This is a genomic window from Pseudarthrobacter polychromogenes (assembly GCF_014644495.1).
GTDB lineage: Bacteria > Actinomycetota > Actinomycetes > Actinomycetales > Micrococcaceae > Arthrobacter > Arthrobacter polychromogenes.
In genome coordinates, this window is record NZ_BMKU01000001.1 from 407825 (window position 1) to 433264 (window position 25440).

Annotated in this window: 24 protein-coding genes; 16 read left to right on the forward strand and 8 right to left on the reverse strand. The window is 66.4% G+C overall.

All coding sequences use genetic code 11. The features are described from left to right. Positions 1–73: 73 nt before the first annotated feature. The 6 genes from mihF to IEX43_RS02100 all read left to right on the forward strand — a co-directional run bounded on the left by mihF (position 74) and on the right by IEX43_RS02100 (position 6186). A complete protein-coding gene (gene mihF / locus IEX43_RS02075; RefSeq protein WP_174174766.1) occupies positions 74–391 on the forward strand; it encodes an integration host factor, actinobacterial type in 318 nt (105 codons plus the stop codon). Positions 392–435: 44 nt separating this feature from the next. After that, positions 436–1032 (forward strand): guanylate kinase, encoded by a 597-nt coding sequence (gene gmk, locus IEX43_RS02080; protein WP_188808848.1) that lies wholly within the window; start codon positions 436–438, stop codon positions 1030–1032. A 15-nt stretch (positions 1033–1047) separates the two neighbouring features. Beyond that, the gene (rpoZ, locus tag IEX43_RS02085) at positions 1048–1308 is read left to right on the forward strand and encodes a DNA-directed RNA polymerase subunit omega (protein ID WP_003800778.1); all 261 of its coding nucleotides are present in this window, start codon (positions 1048–1050) and stop codon (positions 1306–1308) included. Positions 1309–1346: 38 nt separating this feature from the next. Beyond that, a complete protein-coding gene (coaBC, locus tag IEX43_RS02090) occupies positions 1347–2588 on the forward strand; it encodes a bifunctional phosphopantothenoylcysteine decarboxylase/phosphopantothenate--cysteine ligase CoaBC (RefSeq protein WP_188808849.1) in 1242 nt (413 codons plus the stop codon). Positions 2589–2674: 86 nt separating this feature from the next. Further along, positions 2675–3910: a methionine adenosyltransferase gene (metK, locus tag IEX43_RS02095; protein WP_188808850.1), complete on the forward strand. Its 1236-nt coding sequence runs from the start codon at positions 2675–2677 to the stop codon at positions 3908–3910. A gap of 167 nt (positions 3911–4077) precedes the next feature. Further along, the gene (locus IEX43_RS02100) at positions 4078–6186 is read left to right on the forward strand and encodes a primosomal protein N' (RefSeq protein WP_229666263.1); all 2109 of its coding nucleotides are present in this window, start codon (positions 4078–4080) and stop codon (positions 6184–6186) included. Between the two features lie 10 nt (positions 6187–6196). Here the strand turns inward: IEX43_RS02100 and IEX43_RS02105 are convergent, their stop codons facing one another. The 4 genes from IEX43_RS02105 to IEX43_RS02120 are packed head-to-tail and all read right to left on the reverse strand — an operon-like array spanning position 6197 to position 10067. Then, positions 6197–7279: a glycosyltransferase family 4 protein gene (locus IEX43_RS02105; RefSeq protein WP_188808851.1), complete on the reverse strand. Its 1083-nt coding sequence runs from the start codon at positions 7277–7279 to the stop codon at positions 6197–6199. Continuing rightward, positions 7276–8202 (reverse strand): alpha/beta fold hydrolase, encoded by a 927-nt coding sequence (locus IEX43_RS02110; protein WP_188808852.1) that lies wholly within the window; start codon positions 8200–8202, stop codon positions 7276–7278. The genes IEX43_RS02105 and IEX43_RS02110 overlap by 4 nt, the downstream gene beginning before the upstream one ends. Before the next feature lie 10 nt (positions 8203–8212). After that, on the reverse strand, positions 8213–9082 hold the full coding sequence (locus IEX43_RS02115; RefSeq protein ID WP_188808853.1) for an aldo/keto reductase: 870 nt from the start codon (positions 9080–9082) through the stop codon (positions 8213–8215). 10 nt (positions 9083–9092) lie between these two features. Further along, positions 9093–10067 (reverse strand): sugar-binding transcriptional regulator, encoded by a 975-nt coding sequence (locus IEX43_RS02120; protein WP_188808854.1) that lies wholly within the window; start codon positions 10065–10067, stop codon positions 9093–9095. Between the two features lie 126 nt (positions 10068–10193). Here IEX43_RS02120 and IEX43_RS02125 point away from each other — a divergent pair, with 126 nt between their 5' ends. From IEX43_RS02125 to IEX43_RS02145, 5 genes are all read left to right on the forward strand, one after another. Beyond that, positions 10194–12023 carry a glycerol-3-phosphate dehydrogenase/oxidase gene (locus tag IEX43_RS02125; RefSeq protein WP_188808855.1) on the forward strand — a complete coding sequence of 610 codons (1830 nt, stop codon included), beginning with the start codon at positions 10194–10196 and terminating at the stop codon, positions 12021–12023. Positions 12024–12112: 89 nt separating this feature from the next. Next, positions 12113–12862, forward strand: coding sequence for an MIP/aquaporin family protein (locus IEX43_RS02130; RefSeq protein ID WP_104185910.1), 750 nt, complete (start codon positions 12113–12115; stop codon positions 12860–12862). A gap of 50 nt (positions 12863–12912) precedes the next feature. Next, positions 12913–14427, forward strand: a complete 1515-nt coding sequence (gene glpK / locus IEX43_RS02135) for a glycerol kinase GlpK (protein ID WP_188808856.1) — start codon at positions 12913–12915, stop codon at positions 14425–14427. 330 nt (positions 14428–14757) lie between these two features. Next, positions 14758–17286 (forward strand): leucine--tRNA ligase, encoded by a 2529-nt coding sequence (leuS, locus tag IEX43_RS02140; RefSeq protein ID WP_188808857.1) that lies wholly within the window; start codon positions 14758–14760, stop codon positions 17284–17286. A gap of 56 nt (positions 17287–17342) precedes the next feature. After that, a complete protein-coding gene (locus IEX43_RS02145; protein WP_188808858.1) occupies positions 17343–18338 on the forward strand; it encodes a DegV family protein in 996 nt (331 codons plus the stop codon). A gap of 54 nt (positions 18339–18392) precedes the next feature. Here IEX43_RS02145 and IEX43_RS20185 read toward each other — a convergent pair whose 3' ends face one another. After that, the gene (locus tag IEX43_RS20185; RefSeq protein WP_229666264.1) at positions 18393–18776 is read right to left on the reverse strand and encodes a hypothetical protein; all 384 of its coding nucleotides are present in this window, start codon (positions 18774–18776) and stop codon (positions 18393–18395) included. After that, positions 18665–19102 (reverse strand): nucleotidyltransferase domain-containing protein, encoded by a 438-nt coding sequence (locus IEX43_RS20540; protein ID WP_377102845.1) that lies wholly within the window; start codon positions 19100–19102, stop codon positions 18665–18667. The genes IEX43_RS20185 and IEX43_RS20540 overlap by 112 nt, the downstream gene beginning before the upstream one ends. 12 nt (positions 19103–19114) lie before the next feature. Here IEX43_RS20540 and IEX43_RS02155 point away from each other — a divergent pair, with 12 nt between their 5' ends. From IEX43_RS02155 to holA, 5 genes are all read left to right on the forward strand, one after another. After that, positions 19115–19486, forward strand: coding sequence for a hypothetical protein (locus IEX43_RS02155; protein ID WP_188808859.1), 372 nt, complete (start codon positions 19115–19117; stop codon positions 19484–19486). 50 nt (positions 19487–19536) lie between these two features. After that, positions 19537–19815 (forward strand): putative quinol monooxygenase, encoded by a 279-nt coding sequence (locus IEX43_RS02160; RefSeq protein ID WP_188808860.1) that lies wholly within the window; start codon positions 19537–19539, stop codon positions 19813–19815. A gap of 266 nt (positions 19816–20081) precedes the next feature. Then, a complete protein-coding gene (locus IEX43_RS02165; RefSeq protein WP_188808861.1) occupies positions 20082–21008 on the forward strand; it encodes a ComEA family DNA-binding protein in 927 nt (308 codons plus the stop codon). A 103-nt stretch (positions 21009–21111) separates the two neighbouring features. Continuing rightward, entirely contained in the window at positions 21112–23151 is a 2040-nt protein-coding gene (locus tag IEX43_RS02170) for a ComEC/Rec2 family competence protein (RefSeq protein WP_229666265.1), read from the forward strand. Continuing rightward, positions 23085–24101 carry a DNA polymerase III subunit delta gene (holA, locus tag IEX43_RS02175; protein ID WP_188729602.1) on the forward strand — a complete coding sequence of 339 codons (1017 nt, stop codon included), beginning with the start codon at positions 23085–23087 and terminating at the stop codon, positions 24099–24101. The genes IEX43_RS02170 and holA overlap by 67 nt, the downstream gene beginning before the upstream one ends. Positions 24102–24293: 192 nt before the next feature. Here holA and rpsT read toward each other — a convergent pair whose 3' ends face one another. Both rpsT and IEX43_RS02185 read right to left on the reverse strand, forming a co-directional pair. Beyond that, entirely contained in the window at positions 24294–24554 is a 261-nt protein-coding gene (gene rpsT, locus IEX43_RS02180) for a 30S ribosomal protein S20 (RefSeq protein ID WP_011692086.1), read from the reverse strand. A gap of 169 nt (positions 24555–24723) precedes the next feature. After that, a complete protein-coding gene (locus IEX43_RS02185; RefSeq protein WP_188808863.1) occupies positions 24724–25284 on the reverse strand; it encodes a type II toxin-antitoxin system PemK/MazF family toxin in 561 nt (186 codons plus the stop codon). Positions 25285–25440 lie beyond the last annotated feature (156 nt).

Sequence of the window (25440 nt, forward strand, 5' to 3'; positions counted from 1 at the left end):
CAAAGGGTAGTTTCAGGACAGGTCCAAGGGCGGTCGCCCCTGGACCCGTCCACCGAATCCGGGGGTGTGCACCATGGTCCTGCGGCCGTTATCCGCATCGGAACGGGCTGAGGCCCTGAACAAGGCAGCAGCAGCCAGGGCCACCCGTGCGGCGGCCAAGGAAAGCCTCAAGAACGGCGAGAGGTCTGCCGCGGACATCATCAGCTCCGCGCTGCAGGACGAGGCCCTGGCACGCATGAGGGTCTCCGAACTCCTTGAGGCGCTTCCCGGCATCGGCAAGGTGCGGGCCGCGGCGATCATGGACCAGTTGGGGATAGCGGCGTCCCGCAGGGTCCGCGGCCTGGGCATCCACCAGCGCCGCGCGCTGGTAGATTTTATAGACGAGAGTTAGGGCGGGCCGAAGCCCGCCCACCCCAAACCCCGGCAAAGGAATACGTGAGCAAGAAACCTGGACTGACAGTCCTCGCTGGTCCGACGGCTGTTGGCAAAGGCACCGTGTCCACTTACATCCGCGACAACTATCCCGAGGTGTGGCTGTCCGTGTCCGCCACCACCCGCGCGCCCCGTCCCGGCGAACAGGACGGCGTCCACTACTTCTTCAAGTCCAAGGAGGAGTTCGAGCAGCTTGTCGCTGACGGCGAGCTCCTGGAATGGGCCGTGGTCCATGGGCAGAACACGTATGGGACCCTGAAAAGCACCGTGGACCAGGCCATCGCCGAGGGCCGGTCCGTGCTCCTGGAAATCGACCTGCAGGGTGCCCGGCAGGTGAAGGCCGCCGTTCCGGATGCGCAGTTTGTCTTCCTGGCCCCGCCCAGCTGGGACGAAATGGTCCGCCGGCTGGTGGGCCGCGGCACGGAAACCCCGGAGGAACAGCACCGGCGGCTGGAAACCGCTAAACTGGAACTTGCTGCTGAACCGGAGTTCGACTACACCGTCATCAATGACGACGTTCGCCGGGCAGCGGACGAGCTTGTTTCACTCATGGGGCTGACCCCGCACCCGCATGGAGCGCCGGAACCGTCAGCCCGCTAGAACTTTGGAGAATTCGTGTCCACGAACCTTGAAGGCATCATCAACCCGCCGATCGATTCGCTGCTCGAGGCAGCCGATTCCAAGTACGGCCTGGTGATTTTCGGTGCCAAGCGTGCTCGTCAGATCAACGCTTACTACGCCCAGCTGCACGAGGGCCTTTTCGAATACGTCGGCCCGCTGGTTGACACCAAGCTGAACGAGAAGTCGCTGTCGATCGCCCTGCGCGAGATCAACGAAGGCAAGCTGGTTTCCACGCCGATCGAAGCTGCAGAGTAAAACTGCCGCCGAACTGACTTGCTGTTGACGGAGGTCACGTGCGCATAGTCCTCGGAGTCGGGGGAGGGATTGCCGCCTACAAGGTGGCATCGCTCCTCCGGCTTTTTACTGAAGCCGGCCACAACGTCACGGTGATCCCCACCGAGGCGTCCACCCGGTTCGTTGGCACTGCCACGTGGGAGGCGCTGTCCGGAAATCCGGTCAGCAACAGCGTCTTCGACGACGTACACCAGGTCAACCACGTCCGGCTGGGCCACGAGGCTGACCTGATCGTCATCGCTCCGGCCACCGCTGACCTCCTGGCCAAGGCAGCCACCGGACAGGCCGGGGACCTGCTGACCAACACCCTGCTGATGGCCCGCGGCCCTGTCCTGTTCGCCCCCGCCATGCACACTGAAATGTGGCAGCACCCGGCAACCCGGGCCAACGTCGAAACATTGCGCAGCCGTGGTGCGGCCGTCCTCGAACCCGCCAGCGGCAGGCTTACGGGCGCCGATTCCGGGCCGGGCAGGCTCCCCGAACCGGAAGCCATTTTTAACGCCGCCATGGCCCTGGTGCAGGGGCAGTCGGATTTCCAGCTGCCGCTGGCCGGACGCACCGTCACCATCAGCGCCGGCGGAACCCGCGAACCCCTGGATCCGGTGCGCTTCCTTGGCAACAGGTCATCCGGGAAGCAGGGAGTCGCCTTGGCGGTCGCAGCCCGGAACGCCGGCGCAACCGTCCGCCTGCTCGCGGCACACATGGACGTTGCCCCGCCGGCCGGCGTCGAGGTTGTGCCCGTGGAGACGGCCCTCCAGCTGCGGGAAGCCGCCCTTGCTGCGGCAGCTGACTCCGACGTCGTCATCATGTCCGCGGCGGTGGCCGATTTCCGGCCCGCGGCCGTCTCCGACACCAAGATCAAGAAGCGTGACGACCGGGACGATCCCGTCATCACGCTGGTCCGCAACCCGGACATCCTGCACGAACTTGTGGAACTCCGGAACAGTGCCGCCCCGGGCGGGCGGCAGCAGCTGATTGTCGGATTCGCAGCCGAGACCGGGGACAGCGACGGTGACGTCCTGGCGCATGCCCGGGCGAAGCTGCAGCGCAAGGGCTGCGACCTCCTGGTGGTCAACCACGTGGGAACGGACAAGGTCTTCGGGCAGGACACCAATTCGGTGGTCATCCTGGCCCGCTCCGGCTCCGAACCACAGGAGGCGTCCGGGACCAAAACGGAGGTTTCGGCAGCCATCATCGGCCGGATCTCCGGTGAACTGAATTCCGTTTCGCCCCGCGCCTGAGTGTTTCAGGCCACGTTTGCTTAGCACGAAGACATCTCCTGATGTCTCCTGGCGGGTGTCCGTATTCCAACCAGTAAGGTAGTTGAGTGACTTTACCGCTGCACCTTCCCCACACGTCCGGGGCCACGCCCAACGCGCTTCGGCTCTTCACTTCCGAGTCGGTTACCGAGGGCCATCCGGACAAGATCTGCGACCAGATCAGTGACGCCATCCTTGATGCGCTGCTGGCTGCGGACCCGGAATCGCGGGTAGCGGTTGAAACCATGGCCACCACAGGCCTGGTCCACGTTGCAGGCGAGGTCACCACTGACGCCTACGTCGAGATCCCCCAGATCGTGCGCGAGACCATTCTGGGCATCGGCTACGATTCCTCAGCCAACGGATTCGACGGCGCCCGCTGCGGCGTGTCCGTGTCCATCGGCCAGCAGTCCAACGACATTGCCGGCGGCGTGTTCAACTCGCTGGAAGCCCGCGAAGGACGGCAGGAGGACGACTACGACCTCCAGGGCGCCGGCGACCAGGGCCTGATGTTCGGCTACGCCAGCGACGAAACCCCGTCCTACATGCCACTGCCCATCTGGCTTGCGCACCGGCTGTCCGAGCGGCTCACCGAAGTCCGCAAATCGGGCGAACTGGCCTACCTCCGCCCGGACGGCAAGACCCAGGTGACGGTCGGCTACGACAAGGATGTCCCGGTCTCCGTAGAAACCGTGGTCATCAGCAGCCAGCACGCCGAAGGCGCAAGCCTGGACCAGCTCCGCGCGGACCTCGCCGCCGTCGTCATCAAGCCGGTGCTGGCAGGGGCCAACCTCGACCTCTCCCGGGTCCGCAACATCCTGAACCCGGCCGGCGAGTTCGTCATCGGCGGCCCCGTTGGTGATGCCGGCCTGACCGGGCGCAAGATCATCGTTGACACCTACGGCGGCATGGCGCGGCACGGCGGCGGCGCCTTCTCGGGCAAGGACCCGTCCAAGGTTGACCGCTCGGCCGCCTACGCCATGCGCTGGGTTGCCAAGAACGTGGTTGCCGCAGGGCTGGCCAAGCGTGCTGAAATCCAGATCGCGTACGCCATCGGCCAGGCCCGTCCGGTGGGCACCTACGTTGAAACGTTCGGCACGGAAACGGTTGACCCGGCCCGCATCAGTGCCGCCATCGCGGAGATCTTCGACCTGCGCCCCCGGGCCATCATCGACGCACTGGACCTGAAGCGACCCATCTACGCCAAGACCGCGGCGCACGGACACTTTGGCCGCGATGAGCCGGACTTTACCTGGGAGCGCCTGGACCGCGTGGACGACCTTAAGGCGTTCTTCAACGCCTAGGCCCCGCACCGCCGGACTGGCTGCCTGTAACTTCGCCTGCATCTCGGCCTCCGGCAACATGTCAGTGCCCTGTGCTTGGCTGGGCTTGTCAATCAGGGAGCCGAAGGGAGGTTAGTGCCATCGCTGCTGACAATCCTGTCCAGCCGTCCCTGGACGTCCCCGGCGCCGTGCAGCCCTCACTCCTGCAGGGCTTTCCGGCCACTGCCCGGCCCGCCGGGCCGCAGCTGGCCAGGCACCTGCCCGTGGCCAGGGTGCTGGTGGAATCCTCCCTGCCGCACCTAGACCGGCTCTTCGATTACGGGGTTCCGGACACCCTCGACCATGCCGCCAGGCCGGGTGTCAGGGTCAAGGTCAAGTTCAACGGCCAGGACCTCAGCGGTTTCCTGATGGAACGCGTTGCCGCGTCCGACGCCGGACACACCCTGGTGCCGCTGGCCAAGGTTGTGTCCCCGGTTTCCGTGCTGACGCCCGCTGTGCGGGAACTGGTTGCTTCCGTCGCCGCACGCTACGCCGGCACGGTCAGCGACGTCCTCCGGGTCGCCGTCCCGCCCCGGGTCGCGAAACTGGAAAAGGAGTTCGTCGCGGAGGGACCGGACGCGCCCGCAGCGCCGGAACAGGCAGAGCAGCGGGACGCCACACAGGTTCAAACCGGTGCCGCACCGGCCAACCTGCCGGGTGCCTGGGCGGCCTATCACAACGGCCAGGCCTTCCTCCACCACCTGGCCGGGGGCGGTTCCCCGAGGGCCGTACTGAACCCGCTGCAGGGATACGGCCCGGCGGGATGGCCCCGGCTATTGGCGGAAGCGGTGGCCGCCGCCTACGCTTCAGGGCGGGGCGCCGTGGTGGTGGTACCCGATTACCGGGACCTTGACCGCCTTGAAGAGGCGCTCCACGGCCTGCTGCCCGAAGACGCCGTTGCCCGGCTGGCGGCCGACGACGGTCCCACCCCGCGCTACCGGAATTTCCTTCGGCTCCTGGCGGGGACTGCCCGGGTTGCCATCGGCACCAGGTCGGCAGCTTTTGCCCCGGTCCGGGACCTGGGCCTGGTGGCCTGCTGGGACGACGGCGATGACCTCCACATCGAGCAACGGGCCCCTTATGCGCACGCACGCGAGGTGCTGCTCCTGCGGGCCGAACAGGAAGATGCCGCCTGCCTCCTTGCAGGCCACCCCCGAAGCACGGAAGCCCAGCGGCTGGTAGAAGCGGGCTGGGCACGTGCGGTCGAAGCCGGCCGCCCTGACGTCCGGAGGACGGTCCCGCGCATCGTCAACACTGCTGACAGCTTCGAGCAGGAGCGGGATCCGCTGGCCAGGATTGCCCGCCTGCCCGGCGCCGCGTGGCGGGCCGCCAAGGAAGGGCTGGAGCGCGGACCGGTCCTGGTCCAGGTGGCCCGGGCCGGTTACGCACCGTCGCTGGCCTGTGAGATGTGCCGCGAGCCGGCGCGCTGCGGCAGCTGCCAGGGACCACTGGCTGTGGCAGGCGCCAGCGGCACGTCCGCCATGCCCCAATGCCGCTGGTGCTCCACCCCGGCGCCGGACTGGCACTGCGTGCACTGCGGCGGCAGGCGCCTGCGCAAGGGTGCCACCGGAGTCATCAGGACAGCTGAGGAACTCGGCCGCGCCTTTCCGGGGAAGACCGTCGTTACTTCCTCGGGAGACCAGGTAAAGGCTGTGGTGGGTCCGGGCAAGGCGCTGGTGGTGGCAACGGTGGGTGCCGAACCGGTAGCGGACGGGGGATACGCGGCTGCACTGCTCCTGGACGGTGATTCACTCCTGCGCCGGGAGACGCTGCGCGCCGGCGAGGATACCGTGCGGCGGTGGTTCAATGCCGCCGCGCTGGTGCGTCCCGCGGCGGACGGCGGGCTGGTGGTGGTCACGGCCGCGGATACAGCTGCGGTGGGTGCACTGCTTCGCTGGGATCCCGCCGGTTATGCGGAGCGGGAACTTTCCCTGCGGATGGAACTGCAGCTTCCCCCCGCGGTCCGCATCGCCTCCGTCACCGGGCCGCGCGCCGCCGTCGAACATTACACCGGTGCCGTGGCAGCGGAACTTGCCTCCGGGGGGATCATCTTGCGGGCGGCCGGACCCGCACCCGTGGTGCTCAGCGGTCCGCCGTCGCCCGGCCGTTCAGCGGAGGATGTGCGCACCCTGCTCTTCTTTCCCTATGGACAGGCTCCGGCCGTCACCCGCGTCCTGAGGGTCACCAGGGCTGCGGTCGCTGCGAAACGCTCCAGCGAACCCTTCCAGCTCCGGTTGGACGGCATCGACGTCCTTTAGGGGCCGTCCTCTACCGCCGGCGCCGGACCATGATCTCGTGTGCCACATCCACCAGCTGGCGGGCCGACTCGTCCCAGGTGAACTCCCGTGCACGCGCAACGCAGCGCCGCGACAATTCCTCCCAGTGCCCATTGTCCTGGAGCGTGTGCACGGCATGGGCGAACTGTTCGGGGGACTCCGGGTCAACGTAGAGGGCGGCGTCCCCGCCTACTTCCCGGAAGATGGGGATGTCGCTGGCAATAACCGGGGTGCCGAGCGCCATGGCCTCCACCAGGGGAAGACCGTAGCCTTCAGCCCGGGACAGGCTGACCAGCGCCGCAGCCGAGCGAAGAAACGCGTGATACTCCTCGTCAGTAACGCCGTTGTGGAACACCACGTGCGCCCCTGGAGGAACCAGTCGTTCCAGTTCCGCGCGGCGTTGGGGTGTGATGCGGCTGAGCAGGTGGAGCGTGTAGCCGGGCAGGCCCGCCATACCCGACACCATGGTTTCCACGTTTTTGTACGGCATGAAAGAGCCCATGTACACGAGCGCGCGGTCTGCACCGGCATCAGCGGCCCGGGGCCCGTGCTCCTGCTCCGGCTGGGGGGCATTGCTGATGATCCGCACGGGACGGCGGGTCAGCCGGTACTTTGCGATCAGCGCTTCAGTGGTGCGGCTGATCGTGGCCACGGTGTCGGCCCGGTTGAGGAGCAGGCGCTGGGGCCAAAAAGCCTTGTGGTACAGCCGCCACAAGAGCCGTACCGGTGCGGGCAGGAACCCCGGCGGGGCGGGGTGTTCGTAATAGATGAGGTCGTGGAGCGTCAGGACCAGGCCGTACTTGCGGCCCCAGGTGCCCATCGTCTGCATCGGGCACACCACCACGTCAGCGCCCAGCCTGTTAATGGTGCGCGCCACAAAAAGTTCCCCCGGCGACAACGGGCTGCTGATCAGCGTGTAGGGAACATCCGGGAGCAGGGGGAGCTGCCGGACGTCCGAGACAAGCATCGAAACGTCCGCGATCTTCGCGGTGGCTGCGATCAGGCTTGCCCCGTAGCGGCTGATGCCGTCGTGGTGGTCGGTCCGGGTAAAACGTGCGTCGATGACAATCTTCACGCGGGGTGGTCCTTAAGGAAGCTGCGGATGAACGAGGCTGCCGGTTCGGGGGTTTCGTAATGGATCAGGTGTCCGACGCCGGGAATCACCTTGAGTTCGCCGTCCGGCAGCAGCGCAGCAAGTCGGCGCTGGTCGGGTAGCACTGCGATCTCGTCCTTTTCGCCGGCGATCAGCAGCACCGGAAGGGTGAGCCGGCCGGCCACCTCGGCCACGTGGCTGCTGACCGACGCGGTAAAGGACTCAAGGAGGCTGTCACGGCTGGCAAAAGCGCTGAAGTAGGCGTTGTGCTGATCGTGGATGAAACGGCGCAGGTCCCTGTCGGCCGTCTTGGCCATGGTTTCGCTCATGACCCGGACAATCAGCGGGCTCCGCAGCAAAGCCAGTCCCAGATGCCGGGGAAGGCGCGCGGCAAGCCGGTAGTAGAGGACCGCGAGCCGGGTCATCACACCCTTCGGACCCTCGAGGGCCGGTGCGGCGATCGGGTTGATGAGGATCAGCGGATTGACGGTTCCCGGATGGTCGGCCACGAAGTGCGCGGCAATGATGGAGCCGAAGGAATGGCCGAGCAGGACCGTGTCCGGGCCCAGCCCGAGGGCTGCCATGAATCCGGTGATGAATGAGCCGTACCGCTCCACCGAATGCCGGCCGGACGTGAACGCTTCCGAGTCGCCGAATCCGGGCAGGTCCGGCATGATGATGCGCATTTCGGGAAGCTGGTCCGCCACGCGCAGGAGTCCGTGATGGTCTCCGCGGAAGCCATGGATCACCAGGATGGTCCGCGTTTCCGGGCCGGCATGCAGCGGTTCGTAGGTCCAGAAGGCAACCTTGCCGCCGTCGATCTCCACCGACGAGGACGACGTGCGGGCGGCAAGTCCGTGGCTGAAGTAGGCAGGCGAGGCAGGCCGGGGGTGTGCTGTGGTCATCTGTGCGGCCTTAGTTGACGTGGTCGGGGTGCGAGCCGGTGCGGTGCCCCCGGTCGAGCCCTGCCAACGCAGTCATGTCCCGGTCCGAGAGTTCGAAGTCGAAGATGTTGAGGTTTTCCCGGATGCGGCCCTCGGTGCTGGCCTTGGGGATGGCGATGTTGCCCAGTTGCATGTGCCAGCGCAGGATCACCTGGGCCGCGGTCTTGCCGTGTTCAGCGGCGCAGGCGTGGACCACGGGATCTGCGAGGACCTGGCCGCGGCCCAAGGGGCTCCAGGCCTCCGTCCTGATGCCCAGCCCGTCATGCAGCGTGCGCAGTTCCGCCTGCTGCAGCCATGGGTGCAGCTCGATCTGGTTGACGGCGGGAACCACCTCTGCCGTTTGGAGCAGCCGGTCAAGATGGTACGGCTGGAAGTTGCAGACGCCGATGGCCCGGACTTTCCCTTCCCGGTACAGGGTCTCCAGGGCCCGGTACGTATCGGGAAAAAGCCCGCGCCTGGCGCAGGGCCAGTGGATGAGGTACATGTCCACGTAATCGAGGCCAAGGTTGACCATGGAGTCGTCGAAGGCCCGCAGCGCGGCGTCGTAGCCGTGATGGTCGTTCCACACCTTGGTGGTGACGAACACGTCCTCCCTGGACAAGGCCGGGAAAAGTTCACCCGACCCGCCGCTGCCGGCATCCCCGCCCAGCTGGGAACTGATCCCGCGGGCCACGCCGGTTTCGTTGCCGTACATGGCGGCGGTGTCGAAATGGCGGTAGCCGGCGGCGAGCGCGGTGGCAACGAGCCCTTCCGCGTCCGCGGCCGGGACCTTGTACAGTCCAAAGCCGAGTTGGTGGATCAGCACGCCGTTGTTCAGGCTGAGCCGCGGTGAGGTTCTCATAGCCACGACTCTACCCATTAGCCCCCGGGAGGCCCTCGTAATTTACCAGGCGCCGCGCTGTGGACTCATCCAGGATCAGGTCGGTGGCCAGGCCGGCGGCGAGGGCGCCGCGTAGCCCCTTGATCTTGGACACCCCGGACACCACGCAGATCCTCCGCCGGACCTGACGCAGTTCTGCCAAGGCCGGGCCCGTGGATCTTTCGTTGAGGATGATTCCGTCGGAGGATCCGTCGCCCCGGAAAAAGACGGTGGCAACGTCACCCACCACGTCGGACGTGGCCAGGATATTGAGGTCCATCTCGTCCAGATACCCCCCGGCGTAGACGTGGCTGGGGTAGTCCGCATCCACGGAGCCCACACCGAAGATGGCGATACTCATCTTCGCCTGGAGTTCCAGGATCCGTTGCACGCTGCGCTCATTCCACATTGCGGTTTTTGTGGCGGCATGATCAAAAAAGGCCGGTACTGGGAACTGTTCCACCCTGGCCCCGTAGGCGCTTCCGAACCGCCGCATGATGTCGCTGGCGTACGTGATGCCGGTGGTGTGCATGTTGCCCGCGCCGTTCAACTGCACGATGACACTGTCGTGGGTGATCTTGCGGGTGAGGTGGCGGCTGACGGCGCTCAGGGTGGATCCCCAGGCCACCCCGATGATTGCATTGGAGTCCACCACGGGCCCGATGGTGCGCGCGGCCTGCATGGCCACGCGGTCCAGCGTTTCGGCTTCATTCAGTGTTTCCAGGACCGGCACCACGTGGACGTCCACGCCGTAGCGCTGCCGGATCCGGCCTTCAAGCTCCGGGCCGGTGTCCAGTGGATTGCGGATCTGGATCTGCACCAGACCGGATTCGCGTGCAGAGGACAGGAGCCGGGACACGGTGGATCTGGAGGTCCGGAGTTCGCGGGCTATCGCATCCATGGTCAGGTCCTGCAGGTAATACATTTGTGCAGCCCGCAGCGCGTCAGAGTGCCTTGATGGGTCCATTTCCACTCCCTCGTGCACGTTTGTGCATAGTGCTTGACTCCATTTTCCATTAGTCCAAACAATAGTGGAGAACGGCGGGCCCGCCCACTGGGTTGCCCGCGCCACACAAAGCCCAAGGGAGTCGTTTTGGGACCCAAGGATTCAGCCGGCCGACCTTCTGCAACACCTGCGGAGAAGCAGGGAACTGAGCGCAGTTCCGTCCACCAACTGCGGCGCCGCCCGCATGCAAAGGTGCTGGTGGTAGGCGGCGGCATCAACGGTGTAGGAACTTTCCGTGACCTCGCGCTGCAGGGCGTGGATGTTGCCCTCGTGGAACGCGGCGACTACTGCCAGGGAGCCAGCGGCGCGTCCTCCCACATGATCCACGGCGGCATCCGCTACCTCGAAAACGGCGAATTCCGCCTGGTCCAGGAGTCAGTGGTGGAGCGAAACCGGCTGCTCCGCATCGCTCCGCACTACGTGAAGCCGCTGCAGACCACAATCCCGATCTTCAGCACGTTCTCCGGCGTGCTGTCCGCACCCCTGCGCTTCCTGACGCACAAGCAGCAGGGCAAGCCCAAGGAACGCGGGGCCTTCCTTATCAAGCTCGGCCTCAGCCTCTACGATTCGTTCTCCCGCGACGGCGGCACGGTCCCGCGGCACCAGTTCCGCAGCGGCCGGCGGGCCCGCGCGGAACTGCCCGCACTCCGCCCGGACGTCAAGTACACCGCCACCTACTTTGACGCGTCCGTGCACAACCCGGAGCGCCTGACCCTGGACGTCCTCCAGGACGGGGAGAAGGCCGGCCGCGCGGCCGTCGGCGAAGGCAATGCCCAGGGCTACACGGCCCGTGCCAGCAATTACGTTTCACTGCAGTCCATGACAGGCAAGCCCAACCCGGGCACCGGCAGGGGAAGCACCGTCCGGCTGCGGGACGAACTCACGGGCGAAGAATTCGATTTCACTGCAGATGTCATTGTGAACACCACCGGCGCCTGGGTGGACCTAACCAACGAAGCAATGGGAACTGCCTCCACCTTCATGGGCGGCACCAAGGGCTCCCACATTGTGCTGGATAACCCTGCGCTCCTGGAAGCCTGCCGCGGCCGGGAAATCTTCTTCGAGCACACGGACGGGCGGATCGTCCTGATCTACCCCATGGGGGACCGGGTCCTGGTGGGCACCACTGATGTGGACGCAGACATGGCAGAGGATGCCGTCTGCACGGATGAGGAAATCGAGTATTTCTTCGAGTTGATCGGGCACGTCTTCCCGGACCTGCCTGTCACGCGTGAACAGATCGTCTACACCTTTTCAGGAGTGCGGCCGCTGCCACGCCACGATGCCACCCAGCCGGGCTTTGTTTCCCGCGACTACCGCATCGAGCGCCGCGAACCCGTCCAGGACGGAAACGGAAAGGGCGCCGTAGTGCTGAGCCTGGTAGGCGGCAAGTGGACCACCTTCCGGGCCCTTGCCGAACACATGACCAACGACGTGCTGGCCGAGATCGGAATGGGCCGCCAAGTCTCCACCGCACAGCTTCCCATCGGCGGCGGCGCAGGCTTTCCCGCTGATGAGCCCGGCGTGCAGAAATGGATCAAGGCGCACATGGCCTCCGGCCGTGACGCCGACCGTACCGCGGTACTCCTGACCAGGTACGGGACCCGTGCCCAGGATGTTATGGAGTACCTCGATGCCGGACCCGACAGGCTGCTGCACTCCACCCGCGAACTGAGCGTGCGTGAACTTGAGTTCATGGCGGCCCACGAGCAGGTGGGGCACCTGGTGGACGTCCTCATCCGCCGGACCTCCCTGGCATTCAGGGGCCTGGTGACGGGCGAACTGCTGAACGAAGTGGCAGATGTGCTGGCGGTTCCCCTTGGCTGGAACGCCGCGGTCCGGGCGGCAGAGATCAAGCACGCGCAGGACGTGCTGCAAAGGTTCCACCGTGTAGAAACCCACAGCCTGGTCGCCTAGCACCAGGCTGCCGGCCGGGGCGGCAACCCGCCCCGGCCCACGGTCCTTCAACCCGCGAAGGACCTCCATCAGAAAATAAGGAGTCAAAGATGTCTCTTGGAATAGTTTTCCTTTCCGAAGTATTCGGAACGGCGATGCTCACCCTGCTGGGTTGCGGCGTCGTCGCCAACGTTGCCCTACGTGGGACAAAGGGCAACAGCGGTGGGTTCCTGATGGTCACCTGGGGATGGGGCATCGCTGTCTTCGCCGGCGTCTTCGTTGCCGCGAAATCCGGTGCCCACCTGAATCCCGCCGTAACCCTCGGGCTGCTGGTCAACGGAAAAACCGAATACGCGCCGGACGTGCCCGTGGACTTCGCCTCGACGCTGACGTACTTCGGTGGCGAACTGGTGGGCGCCTTCCTCGGTGCCGTGGTGTGCTGGCTGGCGTACAAGCAGCACTTTGACGCGGAGCCCGAGGTTGCCAGCAAGCTCGGCGTCTTCTCAACCGGGCCCGCCATCCGGTCCACCCCCTGGAACCTGGTCACCGAGATCATCGGCACCTTCGTCCTGGTATTCGTCATCCTTACCTTCGGCGGAACCCCCTCGGGCCTGGGCCCGCTGGCCGTCGCACTGCTCGTCGTCGGCATCGGTGTGTCCCTCGGCGGCCCCACCGGTTACGCCATCAACCCGGCCCGCGACCTCGGTCCCCGCATTGCCCACGCCCTGCTGCCCATCAAGGGCAAGGGTTCCAGCGACTGGGGCTACTCCTGGATCCCGGTGGTGGGCCCGCTGGTAGGCGGCGCACTTGCCGGCATCGTGGCCAACCTCGCGCCGATCATCGTTACCGCCGCAGCCTGACCCACTAACAAACACTGCCCAACGCATTGATACAGACAAGGACGTCCATCATGAACCAGTACGTAATCGCCATCGACCAGGGAACCACCAGCAGCCGGGCCATCATCTTCGACCACAGCGGGAGCATCGTGTCCTCGGGCCAGATGGAACACGAACAGATCTTCCCGCAGGCCGGCTGGGTGGAGCACAACCCCGCCGAAATCTGGAACAACACCCGGGAGGTCATTGCCTCCGCACTGTCCAAGGCGAACCTGACACGGCACGACATTGCCGCCGTCGGCATTACCAACCAGCGCGAAACTGCCGTGGTGTGGGACAAGACCACCGGTGAGGCCGTCTACAACGCCATCGTTTGGCAGGACACCCGCACGCAGGACATTGTGGACCAACTCGCCAAGGACGGCGGCCCGGACCGTTTCAAGCAAAAAGTGGGGCTGCCGCTGGCCACCTACTTCTCCGGTACCAAGATCAAATGGATCCTCGACAACGTGGAGGGCGCCCGCGCCAGGGCCGAAGCCGGAGACCTGGTGTTCGGCAACACCGACTCCTGGGTCCTGTGGAACCTGACCGGCGGCGTCAACGGCGGAGTCCACGTCACCGACGTCACGAACGCCTCCCGCACACTGTTCATGGACCTGGAAACTCTGCAATGGGACGACGAGATCCTTGGCATTTTCGGTGTTCCCCGGACCATGATGCCGGAGATCAAGTCCTCGTCGGAGGTGTACGGCACCGTGCACACCTCACAGCTCCTGCGGGAAGTTCCCGTTGCGGGCATCCTCGGCGACCAGCAGGCGGCCACGTTCGGCCAGGCTGCCTTCGAGGCCGGCGAGGCCAAGAACACGTACGGCACGGGCTGCTTCCTGATCTTCAACACCGGAGAGGAGATTGTTCATTCCAAGAACGGGCTGCTGACGACTGTGGGCTACAAGCTCGGCGATGCTGCGCCGCACTACGCCCTGGAAGGCTCCATCGCCGTCACCGGCTCGCTCATCCAGTGGCTGCGGGACAACCTGGGAATGATCAGCAGCGCGCCCGAAGTGGAAACCCTCGCCGCGTCCGTGAAGGACAACGGCGGCGTGTACATCGTGCCCGCCTTCTCCGGCCTCTTTGCACCGTACTGGCGCTCGGATGCCCGCGGCGCGATCGTTGGGCTGACCCGGTTCGTGAACAAGAACCACATCGCCCGCGCCGCGCTGGAAGCCACCGCCTTCCAAACCCGGGAGGTGCTGGACGCCGTGAACGCGGACTCGGGCGTTCCGCTCACCGAACTTAAGGTCGACGGCGGCATGGTGGCCAATGATGCGCTGATGCAGTTCCAGGCGGACATCCTGGGCGTTCCTGTGATCCGGCCGAAGGTTGTGGAAACCACCGCCCTCGGTGCGGCCTACGCGGCCGGCCTGGCCGTCGGGTTCTGGAAGGACCTGGGGGAGTGCTCGGCCAACTGGTCCGAGGACAAGCGCTGGGAGCCGCAGATGGACCAGGCCGAGCAGGACCGCCAGCTGCGCCTGTGGAAGAAGGCCGTCACCAAGTCCATGGACTGGGTCGACGAGGACGTTCGCTAGTGTGACCCGTCGTTGATGGCAGCCGCACCTGCCCCGCCCGCTTCGCGGTGCCCACCACACCCGGGCGAGGTGCGGCTGCCATCAACGTAACCGTCATGCTCCCTCAGCCGCTTGTTTGCGACATGGTGCTGTATGGGTGCGCTAAAGTGGTTGCATGCGTGCGATCCTTCTGCTTAGCCAGCCGCCCGGTATCCGAAACAACGGATAGCGTGCGGCAGCCCCTCCATGGTGAGGGGCTTTTGTGTGTCCGGGAGCATTTCCCGGTGGCAGCAGGGGGATCAGGCCGTTATGGCAGCACAGATGCCGTAACAGAAACAGAAGAGGGCAGCAGTGGGCGTTCAGCCGGAGACAGAGACCGGAACAGCAGCAACAGTGTCAGCGGACGTGCCCGAGGAGGGCACCTACAGCTTCGCGGCGATGGAGGCCAAATGGCCGCAGGTGTGGGAGGACCTCAAGGTCTTCACACCCGTCGATGACGGGACGCGCGAGCGCCGCTACGTGCTGGACATGTTCCCCTACCCGTCCGGTGACCTGCACATGGGCCACGCGGAAGCGTTCGCCATGGGCGACGTCGTGGCCCGCTACCTGCGCCAGAAGGGCTACGACGTCCTCCACCCGATTGGTTGGGACTCCTTTGGCCTGCCCGCCGAAAACGCCGCCATCAAGCGCAATGCCCACCCCAGCGAGTGGACCTACGCCAACATCGACACCCAGGCGGCGTCCTTCAAGCGCTACGCCATCTCTGCTGACTGGTCCCGGCGGCTGCACACCTCGGACCCCGAGTACTACCGGTGGACGCAGTGGCTGTTCAAGCGGTTCTACGAGCGCGGCCTGGCCTACCGGAAGAACTCCCCGGTCAACTGGTGCCCCAAGGACCAGACCGTCCTGGCCAACGAACAGGTTGTCAACGGGGCCTGCGAGCGGTGCGGCACCACCGTCACCAAGAAGTCCCTCAACCAGTGGTATTTCAAGATCACCGAGTACGCGGACCGCCTGCTCGATGACATGGAGCAGCTGGGGGGGCATTGGCCCGAGCGCGTGCTGGCCATGCAGAAGAACTGGATCGGACGGTCCGAGGGCGCGCACGTCAACTTTGTGATCGAGGCCGACGGCGGCAGGCCCGCCAAGGAGGTCACGGTCTTCACCACCCGCCCGGACACGCTGTACGGCGCAACGTTCTTTGTGGTGGCCGCAGACGCCCCGCTCGCCGTCGAACTCGTCACCGACGAGCACGCCGCAGCCCTGGACGACTACCGCGAACAGGTCAAGGCGCTCACCGAAATCGAACGCCAGTCCACCGAGCGCGAAAAGACCGGCGTCTTCACCGGCCGGTACGCCGTCAACCCCCTGAACGGCGAGAAGCTGCCGGTGTGGGCCGCGGACTATGTCCTGGCCGACTACGGCACCGGTGCCATCATGGCTGTGCCCGCCCACGACCAGCGCGACCTGGACTTCGCCCGGAAGTTCGACCTGTCCGTGCGGGCCGTCCTGGATACGGGCGAGGAAGACCCCGCCGCATCCGGCACCGCGACGGCAGGGGAGGGGACCCTGATCAACTCCGGCAACCTCGACGGCCTGCCCAAGTCCGAAGCCATCCCGGCCGCGATCGCCATGCTGGAGCAGCAGGGCACGGGCGAAAAGTTCGTCAACTTCCGGCTGCGGGACTGGCTGCTGAGCCGCCAGCGGTTCTGGGGTACCCCCATCCCGATCATCCACTGCCCGTCCTGCGGCGAGGTTCCCGTCCCGGACGAGCAGCTGCCCGTCACCCTGCCGTCCGACCTTCGCGGTGAGGACCTCTCGCCGAAGGGCACCTCGCCCCTGGCGGCGGCCGAGGCCTGGGTCAACGTCGAGTGCCCCACCTGCCACGGGGCGGCCAAGCGCGATACGGACACCATGGACACCTTTGTGGACTCGTCCTGGTACTTCCTCCGCTTCGTCTCTCCGCACTACACCGAGGGTCCCTTCGATCCGCAGAAGATCAACGACTGGATGCCGGTGGGCCAGTACGTGGGCGGCGTGGAGCACGCCATCCTCCACCTGCTGTACGCCCGGTTCTTCACCAAGGTCATCAACGACCTCGGCCTGATCAAGGCCAACGAGCCCTTCACGGCACTGCTCAACCAGGGCCAGGTCCTCAACGGCGGCAAAGCGATGAGCAAGTCGCTGGGCAATGGCGTGGACCTCGGTGAGCAGCTGGACAAGTACGGCGTGGACGCCGTGCGCCTGACCATGATCTTCGCCTCCCCGCCGGAGGACGACGTCGACTGGGCGGACGTCTCGCCGTCGGGCTCTGCGAAGTTCCTGGCCCGCGCCTGGCGCCTCGCCCAGGATGTGGCCAGCGGACCCGGGGTCGACGTCACCACCGGCGACCGTGCCCTGCGCTCCGTGACGCACCGGACCATTGCCGACGCCGCCGAACTCCTGGACGCCAACAAGTTCAACGTGGTGGTGGCCAAGCTGATGGAACTGGTCAACGCCACCCGCAAGGCCATCGACGCAGGCGCGGGCGGAACCGACCCGGCGGTCCGTGAGGCGGCCGAGGCGGTTGCCGTGATCCTGAGCCTGTTCGCCCCGTACACGGCCGAGGACATGTGGAACGTGCTGGGGCACCCCGCCTCGGTGGCCAATGCGGGCTGGCCGGCACACGACGAGTCCCTGCTGGTGCAGGACACCGTCACCGCCGTCGTCCAGGTCCAGGGGAAGGTGCGTGACAGGCTGGAGGTTCCCCCCTCCGTGACCGAGGACGAGCTCCGGGAGCTGGCGCTGGCCTCAGAGAATGTCCAGCGCGCCCTTGACGGCCGCGGCATCCGCACCGTCATCGTCCGCGCCCCTAAACTGGTCAACATCGTCCCGGCCTAGGCCGGACCAGGCCGCCGGTATCCTCCGGCGGCCTGCTGTGACCCCAGGAGGCCCCCTTGCCCGACCGTGACGCCGCCTGGCCCTGGGTCCGTGGACGCCTGCTGGCACGCCGCCGCGGGCAGGAAGCCCCTGCAACCCAGGCTGCCGCCGTCGTACGCACCGCCGTGGTGACCGACTCCGCGGCGGCGCTGCCGGCTGACTGGACCGCCGGGCTCAGCGGTGACGGGCGGCTGGCCGTGATACCCATGCCCGTGATGGTGGGGGATGAGATCTACGGTGAAGGCGAGGATGACATCTCCGAAACCATCGCCCTGGCACTGGCGAGCGGAACGTCCGTAAAGACCTCGCGGCCGTCACCCGGCCAGTTCGAGCAGGCCTACCGCGCGGCCTCGCAGCGGGGGTTCGACGCGGTGGTGTCGGTACACATCTCAGGAGAACTGTCCGGGACGGCGGATGCTGCCCGTCTGGCAGCGGCCCGGGTCGGCATCCCGGTGGAGGTAGTCGATTCGCGGACCGTCGGTATGGCCCAGGGCATGGCGGTCCAGGCGGCCGTCCGGGCCGCGGCCGACGGCGGTGATGCGGCCGCCGTTGCCGCTGCCGCGTCGGAACAGGCTTCGCGGACCAAAGTGTATTTCTACGTTCCCAGCCTGGAGCAGCTGCGGCGCGGGGGCCGCATCGGCGCTGCGGCATCGCTGCTGGGCACCATGCTGGCCATCAAGCCCATCCTTGCGGTGGAGGGCGGCAAGATCGTACCGCTGGAAAAGGTCCGGTCGGCCGCAAAGGCTGTGGCCCGGCTGGAAGAGATGGTTGCCGCTGATGCAGGTGCCCGCCCGGCCCCTGCCGTTCGGCTCGCCGTGCACCACTTTGGGAATCCTGACGAGGCTAAGAGCCTGGCCGAACGGTTGGCGCGCGCATTGCCGCTGTGCCCCCCGGCCCAGGCAAGTTCCCTTCCGGCCGTACTTGCTGCCCATGCAGGCCTGGGAGTCCTGGCCGTCATCGTGGGGGAGGAACCGGGGGAGACCGGCAATTTACCGGGAACGCTTTCCTCGTAGCAGGCATTGGCTCTGGCACACCCTGGCGGCCGTGCGAGCCGGAGCCGAAGCGGATCAGGGCACTGCTTCGGTCAAAGCATCGTTGAAGAGCTGGATTGCCTGATCAATAGTTTCCCCAAGGACGGGTGGCTCCCGGTGCAGCCCAAAGATGAGCTCGTCCATGTGGCGCAACCCTGCACGCTCCAGGAGCCGCTTCTCGTTGGTGACCCACTCGCCCCGGGCGGCGAGCACGGCGTGTGCTGCCATCGCAGCGGAGATGGCCAGGGCGCCGGCCGGTTCCGTCAGGCGCCCGTCGGCGGCGTATGCGCGGCGCGCGTAGCCGAGCGTCAGGTGGGCCCGGTCCATCCAGGCGCTCGGGGCGGTCCTGCGGAGGACCTGCGGGTACTCCGGCTGCGGCACATCCCCGCGAAGGACACGGTTGATGCCGAGTTCGGCCACGACCAGATAGCTGATTTCCAGCCACGCCCCGCCGTTGAAGACTCCGCCGCCCCAGCCGCCAATCTCGAAACCGTTCCCAGCCAGCCGATGTTCCCCAAGTCATCAGGGTCAAAATGTTCCCGGTAGTACACGGCGAAATCCCAGTCGCTGGACGGGCCGTGGGTGCCGGTCGCCCGGGACCCCCCCGAGGGTAACCGCAAGAACTCCGGGAAGAGCCGCCAGGTGATCGGCCACGTGGTCAACGAACCCCAAATCGTCCATGCCGAACCGCCTCCTGGAAATGACTCGTGGAACCACCGTACGGCGTCTCCTGGGCGAACTTCCATTAGGCTCTGAACATGGAGGTTCGGGACTCGCCGGGAAATTCGACCGTGGACATCAACCAGGAGCTTAGCCAGCGGCGCGGCTGGATTCTGACAATCGCCGTCGGGTTTGCCCTGCACATCCTGAGTTTTGTTATCGGAATGAAGACAGTGGGGCCGCTGTGCGGCAGCCCGCTGCTTCCGCAAAGCAGTGCTGCTGAAGAGGCCGACATCCAGATGCGGACTACCGGCCTGGCCGCGGAGTGCTACCGGACCATCAATGCCGCTTCGGTACCCGTCTGGATTCTGATGGCGCTGGGAATTGGCCTTGTCCTGACGGGGGTGGCCGTCAGGATTGTGGGTATCCGCCGGTCACTTGCCCAATCCGGGAAGTTGACCGGTGGGTGAACACCGGAAGGCGGGATTGGGACGCCCGGGAAATACGGGAGTTTGGGTAAGTGACTGATGTCTATTTGAGCGGACAGCTCGTGTGCCGTAACAGCGACGAGGTTGCCATCGTCGTCCAGCATCTCGACCGGCACGTCACGCTAACCCGGGCTGAACCCGGCTGTGTTTCCTTCAGCGTGACGCCTGCTGAAGACCCCTTGGTGTGGCAGGTCGAGGAACATTTCAGCGACCCCGATGCTTTCAGGCTTCACCAGGACCGGGTGGCGGGCAGCATCTGGGGGCAGGCCACGGTCGGGATCGAGCGCCGCTACACCATTGTGGGGATTTAGCCCCCCGTAGAGCGGGTTTGGCCCGGTCCGACGGCGGCTGGAGCCGGACGCGCTCATCGCGCCTGCCGCCGCACCTGATGCCGGCTTGGTCTCCCTAAGATCTTCAGGCGCGCTGGCGTTGATCGCCGGCCGTCCGGCCTTCTACTGGTGCGTCTGGACATTCTCTGGATTTTCGCTGCTTGGGCGATGCCGTTAGGGCTGACAGCCTTTCCACATAACAGGTGCCTGCCCTGTTGCCCCCGCCCAGTGGTCCCTAGCGTGAAGCTATGTCACGCCGGGACGCTGGAGCAGCAGGTCACTCGGCGCGCCATGCCAGAAACCGGCTGCAGGCCGCCCTTGGCGATGCCCCGTCCGGCCTGTTGCTGGATGCCAACGGGGATCAGCCCTTCGAGTATCGGGGTGCCGGGGGCCGCGATTCTGACGCTGCCGGCACGGCGTTGCCCGGGGAATCCGGACAGGACGCGGATACCGCGTCCACGGGCCTGGGGCCGGCACTCCGTTGGCGGTTGGGCTCCCGCCTGGCGGTTCTTCTTGGCATCCTTGCTGTGGCTGCCGCCGCGTGGTTCTGGTGGCAGGCGGCTACGGGCCGGCCGGAGGTCCTCCCACTCAGCGGCGTCAGCCCCTCCGACCCTGCCGCTGGCCCTTCAGCCGAAGCCGCCGCCGCGGGGAACGAAGGGGGCGGTGGCAGCGGGCCGGGCGTCGAGGACGCGGCAGCTGAAACCGCCGCTGCGGTGGTGGTCCACGTGGCCGGCGCGGTGACCAGCCCCGGAGTGGTCCAGCTGCGGGCGGGAAGCCGCGTGCACGAGGCCATCACGGCCGCCGGAGGAGCAGTCCCCGGCGCGGACCTTGGCCGGCTGAACCTGGCCGTCGTGGTGGAGGACGGCCAAAAGATCCTCGTGCCGCGGGAAGGCGAGGAGTTACCTGCGGCAGGAACTGGTGGCGGAGCTCCGCAGCCCGGCGGCAGTGAGGCCGATGCCGGCAACGCCGGAAATCCTGCGGGAGGAAAAATCAACCTCAACACGGCGAGTATGGAGGAACTGGATACGTTGCCGAAAGTCGGGCCGGTGCTTGCCCAACGCATCGTGGACTGGCGCAAAGAGCATGGGGCTTTCAAGAGCGTCGAGGAGCTGGACGCAGTGGACGGCGTCGGGCCCAAGATGCTTGAAGCATTGCTGCCGCTGGTGACGGTATGAGGTGCCCACGTGAGAGCGGTATCTAATGGGTAGCCGCAGGGAGAAGCCGCCGACGAGTCCCTGGCAGCGGTATGTGGAGTCTGCCGTCAGGGGACCCGCAACCGTGCCGGGACCCGCGGGCAGCACCGCGTCCGCCGAAGGCAGCGCACCGCACGGCGGGAACAGGACGGCTGAGGGCCCCGCAAAACAGCCACGACGACGGCGGGGCCTCGACCGTGCCGCGACCTTCCGGCACCGGGTCCATGAACAGTGGTCCGGGGTATGGGATTCAGCCTGGCAGGGAGCCGGGACGGACAGTTTGGGGAACGGCGCGTCCCCCGGCGGCGAGGCGCCACGCCGCCGCACTGACGTGCGCCTCGCCGTGCCTGCGGTGGCAGTGTGGGCAGCCTGCATCGCCGGGCTTTGGCTGCAACCGGTGGCCCTGGCGGCACTCTGTTGTGGTTCTGCTGCTGCAGGAATGCTCTTGATATGCCGGAGCCGTCAGCTCTGCCCACCTGGTCAACGCCGCGGCACGGCACCAGGGACAGAACGCACTTCCGGCCGGCGCAGTTTCCTGTCCACCAGCGCGGCAGCACTCTTCCTGGCAGCGGCCGCGGCCGCCCACTCGGCCGCGGGAGCCAGCCAGCGGTTCGAGGGGCCCCTGGCGGAGGCTGTTGCGGCAGGAAAATCAGTAGTGGCAGTCGTCGAAGTGGCCGGAAACCCTCGCGCGCTCACAGCACCAGGCCAGGCGGGAACGCCGGAACGCTGGTCGATACCAGTCTGGACCCGCGATGTCAGCACCGGCGGTGTCCTGCTCCGGACCAGGGCTCAGCTCGTGGTGATGGGCGGCGGCGACTGGGGCACCGTGGTGACCGGCCAGCTGGTCCGCGCAACGGGAAAGCTCCGGCCGCCGGAGCAAGGAACTGAGGAGGCTGCGATCCTCGCAGCCTCCTCAGGCCCAGGCCAGGCTACCGGGGTGCCAATCCTGGAGGGATCGGCCAAAGAACTGCGGGAACAGTTCGTGGCCGCGTCCTCGTTCCTCGCCCCCGATCCCCGCGGCCTGCTGCCGGGCATGGTCACTGGAGATACCACGGCGCTGGACGAGGGCCTGGAGACTGCCATGAAGGCGGTGGGCATGACGCACCTGACGGCCGTGAGCGGCGCCAACTGCAGCCTGGTCCTTGGAGCCCTGCTGTTGGCCTGCCGGAGCCTTCGCCTGCCACGCCTTCCCGCTGCTGCCCTGGCCGGCGTTGGCCTTTGGCTCTTCGTGCTCCTCGTGGGGCCGGATGCGAGCGTCCTGCGGGCAGCCATCATGGGCGCCGTGGCTGTCCTGTCGCTGGCCGGCGGCCGGTCCGGACGTGGCCTCAGTTTCCTGTGCCTGGCGGTGATCGGCCTGCTGCTGATGGATCCTGGACTAGGTTCCAGCTTCGGGTTTCTCCTGTCCGTTCTGGCAACCCTGGGGATCATTGTCCTTGGCCGGCGCATCATCAATTGGACGCCAGGGTTCGTTCCGCGCTGGGCGGCTGCGGCGGTGGCTGTCCCGTTGTCGGCGCAGCTGCTGTGCGGTCCCGTGATCGTGCTTCTGCAACCCCAGTTTTCCACCTACTCGCTGCTGGCAAATGTCATCGCCTCACCCCTGGTGGCCCCTGTGACGCTGCTGGGGACGGCAGCTGTTCCCCTGGTGGTCCTGGCCCCGTGGCCGGCAACCGCCCTGATTGCAGTGGCCGGAACTTTCAGCTCCGGCGTCGCCGCAACGGCAAGGTTCACGTCGCAGCTCCCAGAGGCATCGCTCCCATGGCCTGAGGGCATTCCCGGTCTGCTGACCATGCTGTTCCTGTCTGTTCTGACCTACGGAACAGTGTGGGCCATCGCCCGGCCCCGCCAGGCCGGCGGGCTGGTCCTGTCTTGCCACGGGCGTCTCGTTTCGCTTATCGAAGTCATGGAGACGTGGTTTTTCCGGGCACTCCGCCGCCACGGCTTCCGGCCGGCGCCCGGGACGAAGCGGACGCCGGTGTGGCCGCCCGGCCCCGGCTTGGAGCAGGGGGCCGGACGTGGCAGGCTGGGATACTCCACAAATCTTTCCGGAAGGAACCCACGATGGCCGCTGCGCAGAAGCGAGCAACCCGTTCCCCGGCATCGAATGCAGCCACCTGGCGGGACGTAACACCTGCAGCGGTGGTGCTGGTCAGCGGCCCGGAAGAGTATCTGGGCATCAGGGCGATGGACCGCGTCCGCGCGCAGGTGCGGGCTGCCGCCCCGGATGTTGAGGTCAGCCGCATCAACGCGGCTGCCTATGAGCCGGGCACCCTGCTGATGCAGGTCAGCCCCTCGCTTTTCGGGGAGAGCAAGCTCATTGAGGTGGAGGCCGTCGAGGCCATGAACGACGCTTTCCTCGCCGATGCCCTCCGGTACGTGGAACACACGGAACCCGATGCGGTCCTGGTCCTCCGGCATGGCGGGGGAGTCAGGGGTAAGAAACTCCTGGACGCCGTAAAGAAGGGCGGCTGGCCCGTGGTGGACTGCCAGCCGCTCAAGAAAGACGCAGACAAGGTGGCCTTTGTGGCGGCCGAATTCAAGGCCGGCGGCCGCCGTATTGAGCAGGACGCCGTCCAGGCCCTGGTCAACGCGGTGGGAGCCAACCTTTCGGAACTTGCCGCCGCGTGCAGCCAGCTCATCGCCGATGCGGGAACCACCGTCACCTCGGACATCGTGGACCGCTACTACGGCGGCCGTATAGAGGCCACAGCGTTCAAGGTGGCTGATGCTGCCATGGCGGGCAATGCTCCCTTGGCCCTGTCCACGCTCCGCCATGCCCTCGCCACAGGAGCGGATCCCGTGCCGCTGGTGGCCGCGCTGGCCGCAAAGCTTCGAACGGTTGCGCGCGTTGCCGGCGCATCCGGATCCTCCGCCCAGATAGCCGCGGAGCTCGGCATGCAGCCCTGGCTGGTTGAGCAGGCGCAGCGGGATGTCAGGAGATGGACGCCGGAGGGGCTGGTCCGGTCCATCCAGGCCACCGCCGAAGCCGACGCGCAGGTCAAAGGCCTTTCCCGTGACCCAGTCTATGCGGTGGAGCACGCGGTCACGGTCATTGCCATGTCCGTCCAGGGCCGCTGACCGGTTACCCGGGCCTGCGGGATCCTCGCTGGGTGCCCGTCCGCGAAGGTCCCCAGCTTGTGCGCCCACCGGACCCGAACGGCCATGGTCCGCGCAAAAGCCCAGGATTCAGGCGTAGGGCTGGGCTTAAAGATGTGTGGCCGGTACCCGAGGGTACCGGCCACAACCATCAGTTCAAACGAACTGGAAACCTTACAGTGCGTTGACCTTCTTGGAGATCGCCGACTTGCGGTTTGCTGCGTTGTTCTTGTGCAGAACACCCTTGCTAACAGCCTTGTCCAGCTTGCGGCTGGCAGCAACCAGGGCAGCAGCAGCTGCATCCTTGTCCGTGGACTCAACGGCAGTGTTGACGGCGCGGATGGCCGTCTTCAGCTCGGACTTGACTGCGTTGTTGCGCAGGCGTGCCTTCTCGTTGGTGAGGATGCGCTTCTTCTGGGACTTGATATTCGCCACGTGTGAACTCTCTTTTTAATGCGGAAATGGTCTAGAGGGCTTTCAGGTTGGCCATTGACTGAGCGGCGTGGGGATACCTATGGCGGCCAACCATCAGTGGCCGTCGACCTGCACGGACACACAGCTATAAAGAATAGCAGGTCAGCGGCAACTCTTGCCATTTCAGGGGTTACGCCCAGCCGTGTCGCCGGCGCAGGGAGGAGGCCACGTGATCGAACCGGTTGCGGTCCAGTACGGCGCCCTCCCGCCGGATGCCGTCCGGGCAGAGCTGTATGACGCGGTCCAGCCGGGCCTCGCTGGGTCGGCCCTGCCGGTCCCAGCCGCCAACTCCGATGTCCACGTAATCCGCGGATGCTGCAGAATCGGGAACACGGTCCCTGCTGGTCAGCATCAGTCCGAGCAGGTACCCGCCGCTGCGGCCCACGAGCAGAACCGGCCGGTCCTTCCCGCGGCTGTGGTCTTCTTCGTACGGCACCCACGCCCACACCACTTCCCCAGGATCCGGTTCGCCATCTGGCTTGGCCGCGTACCTGACGGTGAATTTGCCGTGGAAGTCCCCGGGGTAGGCAGCACCGGCGTTCAACCCGCCCTGGACCTGCCCGTTGCCGGAAGCCGGTCCAGTCCGGCCAGGTGAGGGGCGGTCGGTTGCCCCAGCAACCCTTCGCACCCTTTTGAGTGTTCGCAGGCCTGTCCTGACCGCGTCCTGCAGTGATCGGAGATTGAAAACCATCCAGCCACCCTATAGCTGCCTCCCGCGTGGAGGAACGACGGTGGCAACTCCATTCAGGATGCGGTGTGGCAGGCCCTGACGTGGGACACTTGAGGTTGAAAATATGCGGCCAGTCCGCGGGCCGCCCACGGCGCGCCCAGGCGATGGCCGTGTGAA